Consider the following 19,103-nt stretch of genomic DNA (forward strand, 5'->3'; position numbering starts at 1 on the left):
TCATCGACCGCCCCCTCTTAACCCTCTCCCCTCTGGGGAGAGGGTGGCCCGCAGGGCCGGTGAGGGGGATGTGCATGGCGGTATGTCCGGCAAAGCGGCATGTCCGGCAAAAGTGCATCCCCCTCACCCTAACCCTCTCCCCGGAGGGGAGAGGGGATAACTGCCGCTCACCGCTCCCTACCGCACCCAACGCATGACGCCGCTCTCGAACGGGGTCCAGGCACCCACGGTCACCCCGGCGGCGCGCAGAGCCTTGCCGGACCATTCGTTGCAGGTTTCGACCGGGCTGTAATGGCCGATCGCCTCGTAGAAGAGATCGGTCGCGCCATAGCCGCTGCCCGGCAGGGGCAACACCCGCCCTTCCCCGTCCCGGCGGAAACTGCCGCTCACGAAGGCCGCCAGGGCTCCGTACTGCGCCGCGCCCAGCGTCAGCGCCCCGCAGTCCGGACTCCCTGCCGGGCGATGCAGCGCGTAGACGTGCATCACCGATGGCCCGCGGCCGAACAGGGCGGACAGCGCCGTGGCGAGCCTCAGGTCCGACCATTGGCGGGTTTCCAGATAAAAGGCGCGGTCGCCCCAGCCGAAGGAGCGATGGCTCGCCCAGGAACCTGCACCGGGAAAGTTGCCGGGCGGCAGGTCGGTCGTCCAATCCACGGCGTCCGTGACGGCGGGAAGCACCAGATCGGTGTGGATGCCGTTGGTGCAGACAAAGACCTCCACGCCCTCCCGCGCCGCCGGCCGCCCCTCCACCGCGAGGCGGGACAGCACCCCAGCAGCCAGCAAGTAGGCTCCGGCCGCAATCGCCGGAACGGCCAACGCCAGCGCCACCCCGTTCCGTACCACCCTCATGGATGCGCTCCCGCCACGCCCGGCACGGTTCTGGCGCGTCTTTGTGGCGGAGCCATGGCGCGGCGGTTGGATTCGCCGCGCCCAGGGCTTACTTAAGCGGTCCACCCTCCACGGCACGGATTCCCTTGACCGACATCTCCCGCCGCTCCGGCAGCTTTCCCGGAAGCTTTCCCGACAAGGACACGGTCCTCTCCTTCATCCGCAACAGCGCGACCCCGGTCGGCAAGCGCGAGATCGCGCGCGCCTTCAAACTGTCGGGCAGCGACGACCGCGAGAGGCTGAAGGAACTTCTGAAGGAGCTGGAAGCCGACGGCGCCGTGGAGCGCGGGCGCAACAAGCGCGTCGCCCCGCCGCAGTCGCTGCCGGAGGTCGCCGTGCTGGAGGTGACCGGCACCGATGCGGACGGCGAGGTCACCGCGCGCCCGGTCACCTGGACCGGCGAGGGCAACCCGCCGCGCATCTTCCTGATGCCGGAGAGGAAGGGCCACCCCACGATGGGGGCGGGCGACCGGGTGCTGGCGAAGCTCAGCCGCGTCAACGACCGGCTCTACGAGGCCCGCACCATCCGCCGGCTGGACGGCACGGTGGGGCGCGTGCTCGGCGTCTATTACCCCGCGGCGGACGGCGGGCGCATCGTCCCCACGGACAAGCGCAACAAGACCGAACTGCTGGTCCTGCCGGCCAACCGCAACGATGCCGAGCCGGGCGAACTGGTGCTGGCCGACCTGCTGCCGGCCTCCCGGATGGGCTTGCCGCAGGCCCGCGTCGCGGAGCGGCTGGGCCATACGGCGGAGCCGCGCGCCGTCAGCCTGATCGCCATCCACACCCACGGGCTGCCCACTGACTTCCCGCCCGCCGCCCTGCGCGAGGCGTCGCACGCCGCCGTGCCCTCGCTGACCGGACGGACCGACCTGCGCGACCTGCCGCTGGTGACCATCGACGGTGCCGACGCCCGCGACTTCGACGACGCGGTGTGGGCGGAGCCGGACCCCGACCCGGCGAATGAAGGCGGCTGGCACCTGTTGGTCGCCATCGCCGACGTGGCCTTCTACGTCCGCCCCAATGCGGCGCTGGACCGCGCGGCCTTCGAGCGCGGCAACTCCGTCTACTTCCCCGACCGCGTCGTGCCGATGCTGCCGGAGGCACTGTCCAACGACCTCTGCTCGCTGCGCCCCCACGAGGACCGCGCCTGCGTCGCGGCGCATCTGTGGATCGACCGCCACGGCGCGCTGCTGCGGCACCGCTTCGTGCGCGGCCTGATGCGCTCCGCCGCGCGCCTGACCTACGAGCAGGTGCAGGCGGCCCGCGACGGGGCGCCGGACGAGGCGACGGCGCCGCTCCTGGAGACGGTCATCGCCCCGCTCTACGGCGCCTACGCCCGCCTTTGGGCGGCCCGGCAGCGGCGCGGAACGCTGGAACTGGACCTGCCGGAACGGCGCGTCCGGCTGGACGAGCGCGGGCGGGTGGCGGAGATCGCGCCGCGCGAGCGGCTCGACAGCCACCGGCTGATCGAGGAGTTTATGATCTGCGCCAACGTCGCGGCGGCCGACAGCCTGGAGCGGGCGACCATGCCCGGCCTGTTCCGCGTGCACGACCAGCCGTCGCTCGACAAGCAGGAGACGCTGCGCGAATTCCTGACCGGCATCGGCCACACGCTGCCGCGGGTGCCGCGGCTGTCCCCGGCCCATTTCACCGCGATCCTCGACCGCGCCGCCGGCACCACGGAATCGCAGCTGGTCAGCGAAGTGATCCTGCGCAGCCAGTCGCAGGCGGAATACAGCCCGGAGAACATCGGCCATTTCGGCCTGTCGCTCGACCGCTACGCCCATTTCACCTCGCCGATCCGCCGCTACGCCGACCTGATCGTCCATCGCGCGCTGATCCGCGCGCACGGGCTGGGGCCGGGCGGGCTGGACGACGCGGCCATGGCCGGGCTGACCGACATCGGCGAGCACATTTCGATGACCGAACGCCGCGCCGCCACCGCCGAGCGCGACGCCATCGACCGCTTTACCGCCGCCTTCCTGGCCGACCGCGTGGGCGCCCTGTTCACCGGGCGGATTTCCGGAGTCACCCGCTTCGGCCTGTTCATCCGGCTCGACGACAACGGGGCCGACGGGCTGATCCCCGCCAGCACCCTGCCCGACGACCAGTACGAGCATGACGAGCGCGCCCATGCCCTGGTCGGCCAGCGCAGCGGCCGCAGCTACCGTCTGGGCGCCGCGGTGAAGGTGGTGCTGGTCGAGGCCGATCCGCTGACCGGCAGCACCCTGTTCGCCCTGCCCCGCGCCGAGGAGGATTTCTCCGGGGATTCCGTTGGGGGCACCGATCATCCGTTGCAATCCGGCCACCGCGATCCCCTCCGGCGGAGCGCCCGTTTCGCGGGCCGCGCAACCCAGAAGCAACGGGAGCGTGGCCGCTGAGTCACAGTGGTGGACATTCCGCAACAAAGAGTCCACCCCCCGTCTTTTGTCCCGCCAGCCCTCATTTCTGAAGTGCTATTCCTTATCCGTTCGAATCCGGCGGGCGACCGTCCGGGTCCGCCTGTGGGAAAGGAGGCCGCGTTCGGCGCGCCATGGGCATACGGAAACGAGGATTTTCGCCGCGCGGGCGTCTGTCGGTCCCGCTCGCGGCTGCCATGCTCGCTGTCGGCCTCGGAAGCCTCGGCGGGTCCCTGCCCCGTCCGGCCGAAGCCGCGACCGAAGCCGCCTTCGTCAGCGAGCAGGTCTTTGCCGTCGCTTACGGCAAAATCGCCGAAGTGTACCTTCAGCAGGTCGATTTCGGCCGCCTCGGGCTTGACGGGCTGAAGGGTCTCGCGACCATCGATCCGACCGCCCGCGCCGAGCGCCAGGGCAACACCGTACGCCTGTACGTGTCCGGGAGCGTGATCGGCGAGTACGCCGCACCGTCCCTGTCCGACGCCGCCGGCTGGGCCGCCCTGACCACCAAGGCGGTGGAGCGCGCCCGTCTCTATTCTCCCACCCTCTATCAGGCGGTGCCGGAGCGGGTCTATCAGGTGGTCCTCGATTCCGTGATGACGGACCTGGACGGCTATTCCCGCTACACCGGCACCCAGCGCGCCACCAGCGAACGCGCCCAGCGCGAGGGCTACGGCGGGATCGGCCTGTCGCTGGAGACGGCGAACGGGCGCACCCTGATCCGCAACGTGGTGCCGCGCAGCCCGGCGGACCGCGCCGGCATCCGCAGCGGCGACCAGCTTCTGGCGATCGACGGCGACCTGACCGCCCGCCTGAGCGAGTCGGACATGCGCGACCGGCTGCGCGGCCCGACCGGAACCATGGTCCTGCTGACCGTGGCGCGCGACAACAACCCGCCGCGCCGCGCTCCCATCCGGCGCGAGCGCGTGGTTCCCAACACCGTGAACGCCAGCGTGTCCGAACAGGTCGGCGTGCTGAAGGTGGATCGATTCAACGCCGCCACCGCCTCCAACCTGCGCGACGCCGTCCTGTCCACGCGGCAGAGCGTTGGCAAGGGCCTGCGTGGCTTCGTGCTCGATCTGCGCGGCAACCCCGGCGGCCTGCTCGACCAGGCGGTCGCGGTGGCAGACCTGTTCATTGCCCAGGGCAAGATCATCACGACCGAGGGCCGCCACCCCGACAGCCGCCAGCGCTTCGAGGCCGGCCCCGACGACATCGCCGAAGGGATGCCGCTGGTGGTTCTGGTCGACGGGCGGTCCGCCTCCTCCGCCGAGGTGGTGGCGGCGGCGCTCCAGGACTCGGGCCGCGCGGTGGTGGTGGGCGCTTCCTCCTACGGCAAGGGCAGCGTCCAGACGGTGACCCGCCTGCCCAACGACGGTGAGCTGTTCCTGACCTGGAGCCGCATCTACACGCCCGCCGGCTACACCCTGCACCGCCAGGGCGTGCAGCCGACGGTCTGCACCAGCCGCACCGGCCAGGACGATCCCGTCGCCCTGCTGTCCGACCTGCGCGACGGCCGGGCACGCCCGATGACCCAGTTCGCCGGCTGGCGCGCCCGCGCCGCCGACGACGAGGAGGCGCTGGCCCGCCTGCGCGAGGCCTGCCCGTGGAAGGAGCATGAACCGGAACTCGACCTGAAGGTGGCGCTGCGCCTCCTCGCCGAACCGGCGCTCTACCAGCGCGCGGTCGCCCTGTCCTCCACCAACACCGTGGCGGAGCGCTGACCCCCCTTGCGGGGCGGGCGCAAGGCCACTACTAGCCCTTGACATCGCGGCTGCAGCGGGTATCTTCCCCCGCTACGACGCCGCCCCGCCGGGCTGGCGGGTCACGGATTTTTAGTCGGGATTGAGATCATGGCGAAGCAGAACACCGTCCTCATCAAGCTGGTGAGCACGGCCGACACCGGCTTCTTCTACGTGAAGAAGAAGAACCCGAAGAAGACCACCGAGAAGCTGTCGTTCCGCAAGTACGACCCGGTGGCTCGCAAGCACGTCGAGTTCAAGGAAGCCAAGATCAAGTAAGGTTTCCCCGGGACCGCCGGAATTGAAAAGGCCGCCTTTCGGCGGCCTTTTGCTTGTCCGGAGGGTCGCAGGTTCCGTCAGGAGACGGCCCGGCGCCGGTCAGGGGGCCAGCAGGGCGTCGGCGCGAGGGTCGGCGATGGTGCGGTTGCGCCCGGCGCGCTTGGCCTCGTAGAGCGCTTCGTCGGCCCGGCGGATCAGCCCTTCGGCGGTGTCGCCCAGCCGGCCGCCGACCGTGAAGCCGATGGACACCGTGACCGGGATCTCACCCACGTCGGCGGTCACCTTGAACGGGGTGTCGGCGATGCGGGTGCGCAGACGCTCCGCCACCGTCAGCGCCGCTTCGGCGTCGGTGTCCGGAAGGATCACCACGAACTCCTCGCCGCCGAGCCGCGCCACCAGATCGAAGGTGCGCAGGTTGCGGCTGGCGCGGCTGGACACCTCCTTCAGCACCTCGTCGCCCACGGTATGGCCATAGCTGTCGTTGACCACCTTGAAATGGTCGATGTCGAACAGCAGGATCGCCACCGGCTTGTGGTTGTCGATCGCCCGCTCCAGCAACCGCGGCAGGTGGGCGTTGATGTAGCGGCGGTTGAAGACCCCCGTCAGGCTGTCGGTCAGGGCCATGGACAGGCTCTGCTCGTAGTTCGCGCGCAGCCGCTCCTGATAGCGCTTGCGCCGGATCTGGGTGCGGGCGCGGGCCAGCAACTCGTTCCGGTCGATCGGCTTGATGACGTAATCGTTGGCGCCCAGTTCCAGGCCCTTGGCGACGCGGTTCAGATCGCCCTCGTCCACCACCAGCAGGATCGGCACCTGCCGTGTGCGCTCGTGCGAGCGCAGTTGGGAACACAGGCGCAGCCCATCCTCGTTCATCAGGGTCAGGCTGATCACCACGAGATCCAGATCGTCGCCCAGCGCGCGCTCCAGCGCCGTCGCACAGGTTTCGGCGGACATGACATGGCCATGGTCGCGCTGCAGCGTTTCGGCGATCTTGGCCAGATCGAGCCGCGAATCCTCCAGCACCAGGATGCGGGCGCCCTCGAAGGATTCGCTGCGCAGCGTGCCGGTCGGCTCCAGCACCCCGAACTGGCCGGAGGTGGTCTCGCGCAGCCGCCATTCGTCCATCATCATCTTCAGGCGGACGAGCGAGCGCACCCGAGCGAACAGGGCCACGTCGTTGACCGGCTTGGTCAGGAAGTCGTCGGCCCCGGCCTCCAGCCCGCGCACGCGGTCGGCGCCGTCGGACAGGGCGGTGACCATCACCACCGGAATGTGCATGGTCGCGGGGTCGGAGCGGATGCGCTCGCACACCTCGAACCCGTCCATGCCCGGCATCATGACGTCGAGCAGAACGATGTCCGGCGACTCACGGCGGACCACCTCCAGCGCCTCGGGACCATTGCTGGCGGTGATGACGTTGAAATACTCGCGCGTCAGCTTCGCCGCGAGCAGCTTCACGTTCGGAAGGACATCGTCGACGACGAGGACGCGAGCGGACATGGAACGTGCGACCGATCCCGTAAAAGGTTAACGGAGGAACTTCTGAACGGCTTGCAGGAACTTGGTCACCGAGATCGGCTTGGCGATGTAGTCCTCGCAGCCGCCCTCCCGGATCTTCTCCTCGTCCCCCTTCATCGCGAAGGCGGTCACCGCGATGATCGGAATGCTCGCCAGTTCCGGATCGTCCTTGATCCAGCGCGTGACCTCCAACCCCGACACTTCCGGCAGTTGGATGTCCATCAGGATGAGGTCCGGCCGGTGCTCCCGCGCGATGGCCAGGGCATCCATCCCGTTGCGGGTCTGAAGCGTCGCGTAGCCGTGCGCTTCCAGCAGATCGTGGAAGAGCTTCATGTTCAGCTCGTTGTCCTCGACGATCAGGACACGCTTCACGGTTCGGTCGTCCATCGGCGCCTTCTTGGGGCTGTTCGGTTCCGCGGGCGTCGTGCGACCCGCACTCCTGCTTGCAGCGACCACACCCGGAGAGACCGGTATATCCCGTTCACTGTCCCGCCGCGACGGTTAAATTGTCGTTAGCAATGCCTTGCATGGACCTCCGGAGCCCGGGAAGTCCTGAAGATTCCACGGATTCCGTCATGCGATCACCCGCTCCGGCGGGAAATGCAGCTCGATCCGCGTGCCCTGTCCCGGGGTGCTTGAGAGGGCCAGCCGCCCGCCATGGGCTTCCACCAGGGAGCGCACGATGGGCAGGCCCAGCCCGGTTCCGGCACCGCCGCGGATGCGTTCCCCCGGCACCTGCCGGAAGGGCTCCAGGACGATGGGATGGTGCTCCTCCGGAATGCCGATCCCGGTGTCGATCACGGCGATTCTCAGCCCGGCCCCAGCCTCCTCCTCCGTGCGCGTCACGTCGATGGTGACACGCCCGCCCGCCGGGGTGAACTTGACGGCGTTGGACAGCAGGTTCAGCAGGATCTGGCGGAGCGACCGCCGGTCCGCGCGCAGGCGCGGCAGTGGACGGGGAAGCAGCGCGTCGAAGGTCAGCCCAGCCGACGCCAGGGTCAGCTCCTGGAGGGCGTAGACCTCGCCCACGACGACCGCGACGTCCACGTCCTCGTCGTTCAGATCGAAATGCCCGGCCTCGATCTTCGACAGGTCCAGCACATCGTTGATGAGTTCAAGGAGATGCGTGCCGGAGGCGCGGATGTTGCCGAGGTAGTCGCGCTGCCGGTCGGTCAGCGGACCGGACCCCGGATGCAGCAGGAAATCCGAATAGCCGATGATGACGTTGAGCGGGGTGCGCAACTCGTGGCTCATCCCGGTCAGGAAGTCGGACTTGACCCGGTTCAGCTCCGCCTGCCGCGTGGCGTGGGCGGTGCGGCGCTCCCGCTCCAGGGCGCGTTCGGCGGCGTCCAGCATCAGGCCGAACGCGTCGGCGGCCATGGCGGTCAGCATCCGGACGGATGGCGGCACCCCCTGGGGCTGGCGGCGGTGGCCGGAAATCACCCCCCACGGCTTGCCGCCCTGGAAAATCGGGACGGTCAGGGCCGCCCCGGCTCCCATGCGCCTCAGGAAGTCCCGGCGGGCCGGAGGCGGGCTGCGCAGATGGGCATGGGCGAGATCGGGCGGCGGAACCGTCTTGTCGGCGCGCAGGAGGGGAACCGGCGCTGCCGCATGGTCGAGGACCACGCGCAGGCGCGGGCTGCCGTCCGGACCGCGGTCGAAGGCGCTTGCCGGCAGGGCCGCGCCGGGCCGGACTTCCGGAAGGGCGTGCGCCCAATCCGGCGCCTCGTCCCCTGCCACCACCTCGCCGTTGCCGAAATCGTCGAAACGGCAGACGATGACGCGGTCCATCCCGGTGAGACGGCGGACGGTCCGGGCGGTGTGCGCCGCCATGGCCTCCAGCCCCGCGACCCCGCGCAGGGCGGCGACGCCCGGCATGAAGCCGGATGGCGGCGTGGTGGCGGGCCAATGCTCCGCCCCGGCGACCAGCCTTTCCACCTCGATGATCACCCGACCGTCATGCTCGTGCAGAAAGGCCGGCAGCGGCCGGCTTCCCGGCGGCGTCACGGACGCGTGCAATCCCAGCGCCCGCAGGTCCGGCGGCAGGGCGCGCAGCCCCGTCAACAAACCCGCAAGCTCGGGAAGTTCGAGAACCCCGACGTCACGACCCAGCAGCCGGTCCGGCACCAGGCCGAGGAATTCCGCGGTGTTCGCGCTGCAGGCCAGGATCGTCTTTCCATCGCTGCGCAACGCCACCAGGGCGCCGTGCGGCTGTATCCCATCGGCCGCGCCTTCGGCGGCCCAACCGGTTGATTGGCCAGCCCGGAATGGCGAAGAAGGAGGATTCGGACTATCCGAAAACGTGTTCAGGACGGGCACCTCTGCGACGGAAAGGTGCCGATGCTGCGGCTGGAACGACCGCCCGGTCAAGCGCGGTCTGGGGGGTGCGACAGGCTGCCCGATCCCGCTGTCCGGCGGTGACCTCCGGGCCGGAGTCGAACGGTGTCAGGCGGTGGTCCGCGGGTTCGCCGCGCGATGACCGGACGGGCGTTCGGCCTTGCGTCCCGTGGGGCGCGGGCGGCGTCCGGCCTTGTTGCTGTACATGCGGGAATCGGCGAGGCGGATCACCTCCTCCTCCCGATCGTCGGCCCCGTAGGATTGCACCCCGAAGGAGAAGCGGACCGGCAGGTCGGCGTTGTTCCAACGCACGCAGTGTCGGCCCGCCGCCGCGGCGATCTGCCGGGCGCGGACGTCGCCGCAGACCGCGTCGGTGTTGGTCAGCAGAAGCGCGAACTCATCCCCGCCCAGCCGGGCCACCACATCCTCCTCGCGGACCGATCCGACGAGCATCCGCGCGACCTGCCGGAGATAGGCATCGCCGGCCATATGCCCATGGGTGTCGTTGATCCGCTTGAAGCCGTCGAGGTCGATGATGACCAGCACCCCGCCGCCCGTTCCATTTCCCTTGGCGCCGTTTCCTTTGGCGCCCTGCCGCCGCGCGGCGGCGATCTCGCGCCGGAAATGGCTGAAGAAGCCGCGGCGGTTCAGCAGGCCGGTCAGCTCGTCCGTCATGGACAGGCTTTCCAGATAGGCGATCCGGTCACGCTGCTCGGCGATAGTTGCGCGGGCCTCGGCAAGCTGACGTTCCAATGCCGACGCCTCGACGGTCACGGAGACCGCCGGATGGGCGATGCGAGGGCTGCGTAAGGGAGGCATCCGCAGCAGCCGGTCGTGGGTCCCGCGGTCGAAAGGCAGTCCGTCGTGATGGTCGGCGGCAATAGCGTCCGGGTCCTGGGTGTTCACGACGGCGCTCATGGGCTTTCTCCACATGATCGGCACTGGCTGCGCCAAATTCAAAGCAATCGCCGTGCCATATGAGGAAATCCGGAAGACTAGGCCTTTCGTCCCGGCAACTTCTGCCGGGCAAGGCCGCCCCCAGGCAGAATTTGCCTGGAGAACAGCCGATTACGGAAAATTTTATCTATTTTTGATTTATTTCCTTTTTTGAACCGCTTTCGAACAATGGGTCTGTCCGGCTCCTGACAGACCCGCTCGCGACGCTGTCACACCACGCGGTCCGGTGCCATCATCCCGGCGAAAAAGGCGTCCAGATTGTCGAGCGCCTTGAAGCCCATGGCGTTGCGGGTTTCCACCGTGGCGCTGCCCAGATGCGGCAGCAGGAAGGCGTTCTCCAGCCCGCGGTAGCCGGCGTGCAGGTTCGGCTCGTTCTCGAACACGTCCAGCCCCGCCGCCGCCAGCCGTCCGGAGGCCAGGGCGGCGATCAGCGCCGCGTCGTCGACGACGGAGCCGCGTGCCGTGTTGACCACCATGGCGCCCGGCGGCAGGCGTTCGATCCGCTCCGCGTTCAGCCAACGGGTGGTCTCCGGAGTCGCCGGGAAATGCAGGGACAGCACGTCGCAGACCGCCAGCATCGCCTCGGGATCGGCGTGATAGACGGCCCCCGCCTCCTGCTCGGCGGGCAGGCGCCGCCGGTTGGAATAGTGGATGGTCATGCCGAAGGCCCGCGCCCGCTGCGCCACCGCCTGCCCGATTCGGCCCATGCCGATGATGCCCAGCCGCTTTCCGCCCAGATGGGTGCCGAGAAGCTGGGTCGGCGTCCAGCCGGTCCAGGCGCCGGCACGGATTATCCGCTCGCCCTCCGAGGCGCGCCGCGCCGCGCCCAGCATCAGCAGCAGCGCGATGTCGGCGGTCGCGTCGGTCAGCACGTCCGGGGTGTTGGTGACGATCAGGCCGCGGGCCTTGGCCGCGTTCAGGTCGATGTGGTCGGTGCCGACGGAGAAGGTGGCGACGACCCGTACGCCCTCGGGCAGGGCCGCGATGGCCGCGGCGTCGAGCCGGTCCCCGGCGGTGCAGAGGATGCCCTCGGCGCCGGTCTCCGCCGCCAGGGCGGCGATGTCGGCGCCGGACAGCGCGCGGTCCTGCGGGTTCAGGCGGGCGTCAAAGTCGCGCGCGGCGCGCGCTTCCACCGCCTCGGGCAGGCGCCGGGTCACCAGGAGGACGGGCCGTGATGCGGGAGAGTCGCTGCGCATGAATCTGTCCTCAGCCTTCCGTTTATTCGGGGGGTCGGGCCTTCCGCTCCGACGCCGAAACACCCATAATCCATCCGACGCTGCCAATCACCTGTGGATGTCGCTTTGCAGAACCGCCGCTCCGCCGCCCGCCTCGCCCTTTGCGCGACCTTCGGCGCGTTCCTGGTGTCCGTGACCGCCCTTCCCGCCGCCGGCCCGGCCCAGGCGGCACCCGCCAATGCGGTCGGGGCGGCGGCCGGTGCCGCGGCGAACATCCTGCCGCACCGCGCCGTCTACAAGATGTCGCTGCTGTCCGCCCGCAACAGTTCCAAGGTCAGCGACGTGCGGGGTCGCATGCTGTTCGAATGGGCCGACGCCTGCGACGGCTGGACGACGGAGCAGCGCTTCCAGCTCCGTTTCGTCTACGCCGAAGGCGACGAGATGGCGATGACCACCAATTACACGACGTGGGAGGCCAAGGACGGGCAGCGCTACCGCTTCAACGTCCGCAAGCTGATCAACGGGGAGGAGGACGAGGAGGTGCGCGGCGACGCCCGGCTGGCCAAGGACGGCACCGGCACCGCCGCCTTCTCCAAGCCGGAGCCCCAGGACATGGAGCTGCCCCCCAACACCATGTTCCCCACCGCCCACACCCTGGCGGTGCTCGACCACGCCAGCGCCGGCGACACCTTCTTCAACCGGGTCGTCTTCGACGGCGCCGATTCCGAAGGGGCGACGGAGGTGTCCACGGTCATCGGCGCGGCGGCGCCGATCAAGGAGGACGGCGCCGACCCGCTGCTGAAAGGCAAGAAGGCGTGGCCGGTGCGCATGGCCTTTTTCCCGCTGAAAAGCGATTCGTCCCAGCCGGAGTATGAGATGAGCCTGCGCCTGCTGCAGAACGGCGTCGCCGAATCCATGCAGATCGACTACGGCGATTTCACCGTGAACGCCATCCTGGAGAAGGTGGAGGCGCTGCCGAAGTCAGGCTGCTGACCGCCGAACGCAAAGGTCACAGCCTTTGGCGCAAATCGTTACAATTCTATTTGCCATATTCTGAGGAAACTGGCCTAAGCTGTGCATGGTGCGCCCACGCCTCCATGGAGTCATGGCGTGCACCGACAGCAGGATGAGGGTTTCCCTATGGCCAAGAAGCAGGTTTTGGTGGGACAGGTGTTCCAGACCGTTGGCGCGACCAACGGGCGGTCCTGGCGCGTGCGGGAGACCGTGACCCTGTTCGGCATCCCGCATGCCCGCGTGGTCAGCACGGAGGATGAGGGCGACGCGAAGACGCTGAGCTGCCTCGTCCTGGTGGACTCCAACTATTATCGCATGATCGGCTCCGCTCCCGTCGGCAACGTCGCGGCCTGACGCCTTCCCGATATGCAACAAGAAAGCCCCCCGGCCTCGCGGACGGGGGGCTTTCTTGTTGGCCGCCCTTTCCTCCCCGCCGAAGCGGGAAGGAAGGGAAGACCCCGAAGCGTCAGGTGGCGGCCTTCGGCGTTTCGGCGGCGACCTTCGGCTTCGGCAGGTCCAGCTTCAGGTGCAGCTCGCGCAGGCGCGCCTGGTCCACCGGGGCCGGGGCCTGCATCAGCAGGTCTTCCGCGCGCTGGTTCAGCGGGAAGGCGATGACCTCGCGGATGTTCGGCTCATCGGCCAGCAGCATCACGATGCGGTCGATGCCCGGGGCCGAGCCGCCGTGCGGCGGGGCGCCCAGCTTGAAGGCGCTGAGCATGCCGCCGAAGCGGGCTTCCAGCTCCTCCGGCGGGTAGCCGGCGATCTCGAACGCCTTGTACATCAGCTCCGGCAGATGGTTCCGGATGGCGCCCGACGACAGCTCCACGCCATTGCAGACGATGTCGTACTGGTACGCCTTGATGTCCAGCGGGTTCATCGTGTTCAGCGCCTCCAGGCCGCCCTGCGGCATGGAGAAGGGGTTGTGGCTGAAGATGACCTTGTTGGTCTCCTCGTCCAGCTCGTACATCGGGAAGTCGACGATCCAGCAGAAGCGGAAGGCGTTTTTCTCGATCAGGTCCAGCTCCTCGCCGATCTTCGTGCGGGCGAAGCCGGCCAGCTTGGCCGCCGGGCCGGGCTGGTCGCAGACGAAGAAGACCGCGTCGCCGTCCTCAACGCCCGCCGCCGTGCGCAGCTCCGCCTGGGCGGCCTCCGGCACGAACTTGGCGATCGGGCCTTTGCCGCCCGCCGCCTCGAAGATGATGTAGCCGAGGCCCGGAGCGCCGAGGCCGCGCGCCCAGTCGTTCAGCTTGTCGAAGAAGCTGCGCGGCTTGTCGGACACCTTCGGGGCGCGGATGGCGCGGACCACGCCGCCCTTCTCCAGCGTCTGCTTGAAGGCGCGGAACTCCACGTCGTCGCGCTTGAAGACGGCGGTGACGTCGGTGATCTCCAGCGGGTTGCGCAGGTCCGGCTTGTCGTTGCCGTACTTCAGCATCGACTCCGCGAAGGAGATGCGGCGGAAGGGCGGCTTGTCGATGGCCGGCGGCGTCTCGCGGCGGAAGCCGCCGAACTCGTCGAAGATGCCGTGCAGCACCGGCTCGATGGCGGCGAACACATCCTCCTGGGTGACGAAGGACATCTCGAAGTCGAGCTGGTAGAACTCGCCCGGGCTGCGGTCGGCGCGGGCGTCCTCATCGCGGAAGCAGGGGGCGATCTGGAAGTAGCGGTCGAACCCGGCGACCATCAGCAGCTGCTTGAACTGCTGCGGCGCCTGGGGCAGCGCGTAGAACTTGCCCGGATGGTTGCGGCTGGGCACCAGATAGTCGCGGGCCCCCTCCGGCGAGGAGGCGGTCAGGATCGGCGTCTGGAACTCGGTGAAGCCCTGGTCGATCATGCGGCGGCGCGCCGACGCGATGACGCGCGAGCGCAGCAGGATGTTCTCGTGGATGCGCTCGCGGCGCAGGTCGAGGAAGCGGTAGCGCAGGCGCACGTCCTCGCCGGCGTCGGTGTCCTGGTTGACCTGCAGCGGGATCTGCTCCGCCTCGCCCTGCACCGTCAGCTCGGCGATCTGCACCTCGATGCGGCCGGTCGGCAGGCGGTCGTTGATGGTCTCCGCCGTGCGCTTGACCACCTTGCCGGTCACGGTGATGACCGATTCCAGCTTCAGCCGCTCCGCCGCCTGGAAGGCCGGGTTGGAGGTGTCGACCACGCACTGCGTCAGGCCGTAATGGTCGCGCAGGTCGATGAACAGGAGCTGTCCATGGTCGCGCTTGCGGTTGATCCAGCCCGACAGGCGGACAATCTGACCGGCGTTCTCTTCGCGAAGCTGGCCGCAGGTGTGCGTGCGGTAGGTGTGCATGGGTCGAAACACCTTGGAAAAGGTCGGAATCCTGCGCGGAAAGGCGGCCCGACACACCACACCGACAGCGCGGGAATGTCAAGTCGCCATCCGCGTCCGCTGCACGCTGGGAGAGTTGCCGAAGGGCGAGCTTTCGCGCGGTCGCGCGCTCGTGTATGAAGCCCGCATGACACTCATCACGACCACCGAAGACCTTGACGCCTTCTGCCGCTCGCTGGCCGGGGTGGACTACATCACCGTCGACACCGAATTCCTGCGCGAGAAGACCTATTGGCCGCAGCTCTGCCTCGTGCAGGTCGGCGGGCCGAACGGCGCGGTCGCCATCGACCCGCTGGCCGAGGGCATCGATCTGGCGCCGCTGTTCCGCGTGATGGTGGACCCGGCCATCCTCAAGGTGTTCCACGCCGCCCGGCAGGACGTGGAAATCTTCTGGCACCTGTCCGGCCAGATCCCCCACCCGCTGTTCGATACCCAGGTCGCGGCCATGGTCTGCGGCTTCGGCGAGAGCGTCGGGTACGAGACGCTGGTCACCAAGCTGGCCGGGGCGCGCATCGACAAGTCCAGCCGCTTCACCGACTGGTCGCAGCGCCCGCTGACCGAGCGGCAGCTGACCTACGCCCTGTCCGACGTGATCCACCTGCGCCCGGCCTACGAGAAGCTGAAGCGCCGCCTCGTCCGCTCCGGCCGCGCCCACTGGCTGGAAGAGGAGATGTCCGTCCTGACCGACCCGGCCACCTACCAGACGGACCCGGACAGCTCCTGGCTGCGGTTGAAGGTGCGGACCAACAAGCCGCGCTTCATGGCCGTGCTGAAGGAGCTGGCGGCGTGGCGCGAGCGCGAGGCGCAGCGCCGCGACCTGCCCCGCTCCCGCGTGCTGCGGGACGAGGCGCTGCTGGAGATCGCCGCCCACGCCCCCACCAGCGTGGACGACCTCGCCCGCACCCGCGGCATGGGCCGCGGCTTCGCGGAAGGCCGTCAGGGCGCCGACGTGCTGGCCTGCGTCCAGAAGGGCCTGGACCTGCCGGAGTCCGAACTGCCGCGCATCGAGCCGCGCGAGGAGCCGCCGCCCGGACTGCAACCGATCGTTGAGTTGCTTCGCGTGCTTCTGAAGATGAAGTGCGAAGAGAACAACGTGGCGTCCAAGTTGATCGCGTCCGCCGCCGACCTGGAGGCGATCGCCGCTGACGACGAGGCCCAGGTGCCGGCGATGCAGGGCTGGCGCCGGGAATTGTTCGGCGACGACGCGCTGGCGCTGAAGCATGGCCGTATCGGCTTGGCGGTGCTCGACCGCCGTGTCCGCATCGTTCCGGCCGGCAATGGAGAGGGGTCGTAAACGGCCCCATCCAGAATCATTCCAGAATGGCGCAAGAGTCGGCTTGGTCCGTTACAGGTTCAGTCAGCGCCGCGACGTTTAGCCAAAATTATGAAACAATTCATCGCAATTAACAGCGCTTTAAGGCATTGTTAAAAAAGGTCAGGGCTAATAAGTCACGGGCTCCGTATCCATGCCGTGTATCGGCCCGGTGTGGTTCGCGGATGGAATTCTCGCCTATAAGGTGCGCACACGCCCTATGCGCACACCCGGGGGATTTCGCGTATGAGCAGGTTCGGCGGCAAACCACCCATGGGACGCGACCGCGTCCGCCTCTCCACGACGGAGAAGCAAGCTGCCGTCGCCGCCTCGAAGGACCAGAAGCCCGAATTCGACAATGACAAGCTGCTGAATCTCCTCCGCTCCGCGAAATCCGAACTGCAGGGCATGCGGCTGATCCACATGCACCTGTCGCTGTTGCGGGACAAGGACCCGTCCAGCCAGATGATCGTCCGCACGATCATCCAGGAACTGGCGAGCAAGGCCTCCTATCTGCAATCCTTCAACATTTCCAACGGCGACGTCATCATCCTCTACAAGGGGCTGAAGCTGACCGGCGTCACCGACGTCTGCCAGAAGGTGGAACAGATCTTCCTGGCCAAGACGACGCTGACCGGGGCGAACCCCTACAAGGAATTCTCGCTCTACTCGATCATGGAACTGGCGTTGAACTTCATCAACGTCATCCGATTCATCGAGGAATTGCAGGCCAACGAGACCGGCGACCACTCCAACGAGACGAAGCCGCCGATCACGCTGGAGGAGATGGCAAAGCTCGAACGCTCCATGCAGATGTTCGACCTGTCGCCCTTCCTGTTCAACCAGGCCATCGCCAACATCGGCCGCAACGCCGAAGAGGACATGGCCTATTTCGAGCTCTACATCTCGATCAAGCTGCTTCAGGAACGGCTCTGCCCGGATTACGACATCACGGCCAACAAGTGGCTGTTCAACTATTTCACCGCCAACCTCGACCAGTCGGTGCTGCGGGCGCTGAATCACGGGCTCAGCTTCATGCGGGGCCGGCGCATCGGCATCAACATCAACCTGTCCACGGTCATCTCCACCGGCTTCGTGAAGTTCGACGAGCGGCTTCCCCTCGATTTCCGCGGGCAGGTGGTGCTTGAGATCTCCAAGGGCGATCTGATCGAGAACCTGTCGCTGTTCAACGAGGTCGTGGAGTTCGCCCAGGACCGCCGCTACCAGATCGCGGTGGACGGGCTGAATCCCTTCTGGGTGACGAACTTCGATCTGGAATACCTGAACGCCGACTACGCGAAGATCTTCTGGTCCAACGACATGCTGGAGATGGACCCGACCTTCGAGAAGTACTTCATGGAGCGCATCCAGGAGCAGGACCGCTGCAAGTTCATCCTGGCGCGCTGCGACAGCGTGTCGAGCCTCGTCTACGCCCACAAGGTCGGCATCACCATGGTGCAGGGCCGCGCCGTGGACAACATCCTGCGCAAGGGCGTGAGCGTCCGCGAAGCCATCGCCCACGCCAAGGTGGCGTGAGGGCTTTTTCAGTTTGACCCCTCTCCCGCCCCGGGAGAGGGGTCAAAACCTTTACTCCGCCGCCTGGGGCTTAGCCGGCGGCACGATTTCGCCCTTGCGGTTCAGCGCCTTCGCCAGCGCGTCCAGGCGGCGTTGCACGGTCTCGCCGGCCGGCACGCTGAAATCGTCCGGCAGGGACAGCACCAGCCGCTCCCCCGACACCTTCAGCGCCGTGCGCTGCAGCAGCGCGGTGGCCCCGCCGGTCAGCGTGTGGGCCAGCCGCAGCGCCAGCCCCAGAACCAGCGCCTTGCGCGCCTGGGCGTCGCTGAGCAGCGACCGCGGCCCCGCGGTGACCGCGTTGGGCGTGCCCGGACCGTCGATGGAACCGGCGTAACGGGCGTAGACGGCCAGCGCCAGGAAGGCCCGCTCGTCATGGTCGATGCCGGGGAAGGGGTAGCGCAGGATGCGCAGGCAGGCGTGCTCCGCCCGGTAATCGGGATGCTCGGCCCAGCCCACGTCGCTGAGCAGGCAGGCGGCCTGCCGCAGCCTCAGAGCCGCGTCGTCCTCTCCGGCGAAAAGGTTGCCGGTCCAGGACACCAGAAGGGCCGGGTCGCCGATGCGGACAAAGCGCTGCGCCCAATCCTCCACCGCGGCGATCAGCGGGTCCTGCCGCTGCGCCTCGGGATCGAGCAGCGCGTACAGATGCCCTTCCCGCAACCCGAAGGCCGAGAACACCACGCTGGACGGCTGGACCATCCGCAGCAGCCGCTCGAACACCAGCGCCGCGTAGGGCAGCGTGTCGATGCGGCGGCGGGAACCGGACATCTTTTCCAGCGAGGACCGGCTCTGCTTGGCGATCAGCGCCGCGAAGTCCCGCGCCTCGGCGAAGGGCACCGTGTAGTGATGGATGATGTGCAGCGGGTGCTTCACATGCTCCATGTGCAGCTTGGCCAGGGCCCGCCAGCCGCCGCCCACCGGGTAGAAGGGCTTCCCGCGCATCTGGGCCAGCCAGTCCAGCTTCTCCAGATGCTGGTCGATGGCGCGAACCAGCCCGTTCGGCTTGGCGGGGTTCAACTCCATCAGGCGCAACGGCCCCAGCGGCATCGTCAGATGCTCGCCGATCACGCCGCGCTCCAGCCGCACCAGTTCCAGGCTGCCGCCGCCGAGGTCGCCGACCAGCCCATCGGCGGCGGGGGTGCCGGACAGCACGCCCATGGCGGACAGCCGGGCTTCCTCCTCGCCGCTGATGACGCTGACGTCCAGTCCGGTGCGGTCCTTCACCCGCTGGATGAAGGCCGCCCCGTCCGTGGCGTCGCGGACCGCCGCCGTGGCGATGACGTCCAGCCGCCCGACGCGCATGCCGGCGACCAGCAGAGCGAAGCGCTCCAGGGCCTCCAGGCCCTGGATCACGCCGTCCGGGTTCAGGCAGCCGGTCTTCTCCACCCCGCGGCCGAGCCCGCACAGGACCTTCTCGTTGAAGACCGGCAGGGGCGACCGCTTCAGAGCGTCATAGACGACGAGCCGGATCGAGTTGGACCCGATGTCGATGACCGCGATCCGCTCGCCCCTATCGGCGACCTTCTCGACGGCCTTGGTGGCAACCGTGTGTTCCTGCGCCGGCGTCATAAGCAACCG

At 68.3% G+C, this 19,103-nt stretch carries 15 protein-coding genes; 7 read left to right on the top strand and 8 right to left on the bottom strand.

Annotated features, from left to right (window positions below; translation table 11 throughout):
* Window positions 1–177: 177 nt before the first annotated feature.
* Entirely contained in the window at window positions 178–849 is a 672-nt protein-coding gene (locus ACFPMG_RS02730) for a TIGR02117 family protein (RefSeq protein WP_376993696.1), read from the bottom strand.
* Window positions 850–974: 125 nt separating this feature from the next.
* Here ACFPMG_RS02730 and rnr point away from each other — a divergent pair, with 125 nt between their 5' ends.
* The 3 genes from rnr (at window position 975) to rpmG (ending at window position 5,308) form a co-directional block, all read left to right on the top strand.
* On the top strand, window positions 975–3,272 hold the full coding sequence (gene rnr / locus ACFPMG_RS02735; RefSeq protein ID WP_376993697.1) for a ribonuclease R: 2,298 nt from the start codon (window positions 975–977) through the stop codon (window positions 3,270–3,272).
* A gap of 215 nt (window positions 3,273–3,487) precedes the next feature.
* The gene (locus ACFPMG_RS02740) at window positions 3,488–5,011 is read left to right on the top strand and encodes a S41 family peptidase (protein WP_376993698.1); all 1,524 of its coding nucleotides are present in this window, start codon (window positions 3,488–3,490) and stop codon (window positions 5,009–5,011) included.
* 129 nt (window positions 5,012–5,140) lie between these two features.
* Entirely contained in the window at window positions 5,141–5,308 is a 168-nt protein-coding gene (rpmG, locus tag ACFPMG_RS02745; RefSeq protein WP_012974790.1) for a 50S ribosomal protein L33, read from the top strand.
* 99 nt (window positions 5,309–5,407) lie between these two features.
* Here rpmG and ACFPMG_RS02750 read toward each other — a convergent pair whose 3' ends face one another.
* The 5 genes from ACFPMG_RS02750 to ACFPMG_RS02770 all read right to left on the bottom strand — a co-directional run bounded on the left by ACFPMG_RS02750 (window position 5,408) and on the right by ACFPMG_RS02770 (window position 11,313).
* Window positions 5,408–6,805: a PleD family two-component system response regulator gene (locus ACFPMG_RS02750; RefSeq protein ID WP_376993699.1), complete on the bottom strand. Its 1,398-nt coding sequence runs from the start codon at window positions 6,803–6,805 to the stop codon at window positions 5,408–5,410.
* A 27-nt stretch (window positions 6,806–6,832) separates the two neighbouring features.
* The gene (locus tag ACFPMG_RS02755; RefSeq protein WP_376993700.1) at window positions 6,833–7,210 is read right to left on the bottom strand and encodes a response regulator; all 378 of its coding nucleotides are present in this window, start codon (window positions 7,208–7,210) and stop codon (window positions 6,833–6,835) included.
* A 186-nt stretch (window positions 7,211–7,396) separates the two neighbouring features.
* Window positions 7,397–9,142, bottom strand: coding sequence for a sensor histidine kinase (locus ACFPMG_RS02760; RefSeq protein WP_376993701.1), 1,746 nt, complete (start codon window positions 9,140–9,142; stop codon window positions 7,397–7,399).
* A gap of 126 nt (window positions 9,143–9,268) precedes the next feature.
* Entirely contained in the window at window positions 9,269–10,078 is an 810-nt protein-coding gene (locus ACFPMG_RS02765; RefSeq protein ID WP_376993702.1) for a GGDEF domain-containing protein, read from the bottom strand.
* 248 nt (window positions 10,079–10,326) lie between these two features.
* Complete coding sequence (locus ACFPMG_RS02770; RefSeq protein ID WP_376993704.1) at window positions 10,327–11,313, bottom strand: 2-hydroxyacid dehydrogenase; 987 nt, start codon at window positions 11,311–11,313, stop codon at window positions 10,327–10,329.
* Window positions 11,314–11,418: 105 nt separating this feature from the next.
* Between ACFPMG_RS02770 and ACFPMG_RS02775 the strand changes: the two genes are divergently transcribed.
* Complete coding sequence (locus tag ACFPMG_RS02775) at window positions 11,419–12,285, top strand: cell envelope integrity EipB family protein (protein WP_376993705.1); 867 nt, start codon at window positions 11,419–11,421, stop codon at window positions 12,283–12,285.
* A gap of 147 nt (window positions 12,286–12,432) precedes the next feature.
* Window positions 12,433–12,660, top strand: a complete 228-nt coding sequence (locus ACFPMG_RS02780) for a hypothetical protein (RefSeq protein WP_376993706.1) — start codon at window positions 12,433–12,435, stop codon at window positions 12,658–12,660.
* A 112-nt stretch (window positions 12,661–12,772) separates the two neighbouring features.
* Here the strand turns inward: ACFPMG_RS02780 and aspS are convergent, their stop codons facing one another.
* A complete protein-coding gene (gene aspS, locus ACFPMG_RS02785; protein ID WP_376993707.1) occupies window positions 12,773–14,602 on the bottom strand; it encodes an aspartate--tRNA ligase in 1,830 nt (609 codons plus the stop codon).
* Between the two features lie 166 nt (window positions 14,603–14,768).
* Between aspS and rnd the strand changes: the two genes are divergently transcribed.
* Together rnd and ACFPMG_RS02795 are read left to right on the top strand one after the other, a co-directional pair.
* Window positions 14,769–15,935: a ribonuclease D gene (rnd, locus tag ACFPMG_RS02790; protein ID WP_376993708.1), complete on the top strand. Its 1,167-nt coding sequence runs from the start codon at window positions 14,769–14,771 to the stop codon at window positions 15,933–15,935.
* A gap of 264 nt (window positions 15,936–16,199) precedes the next feature.
* Entirely contained in the window at window positions 16,200–17,489 is a 1,290-nt protein-coding gene (locus ACFPMG_RS02795) for a hypothetical protein (RefSeq protein WP_376993709.1), read from the top strand.
* Window positions 17,490–17,540: 51 nt separating this feature from the next.
* On the opposite strand, the gene ACFPMG_RS02800 is transcribed toward ACFPMG_RS02795, so the two are convergent.
* A complete protein-coding gene (locus ACFPMG_RS02800) occupies window positions 17,541–19,094 on the bottom strand; it encodes a Ppx/GppA phosphatase family protein (protein ID WP_376993710.1) in 1,554 nt (517 codons plus the stop codon).
* Window positions 19,095–19,103 lie beyond the last annotated feature (9 nt).

The organism is Azospirillum himalayense (assembly GCF_042657465.1).
In the GTDB taxonomy this organism is placed as follows: Bacteria; Pseudomonadota; Alphaproteobacteria; order Azospirillales; family Azospirillaceae; genus Azospirillum; species Azospirillum himalayense.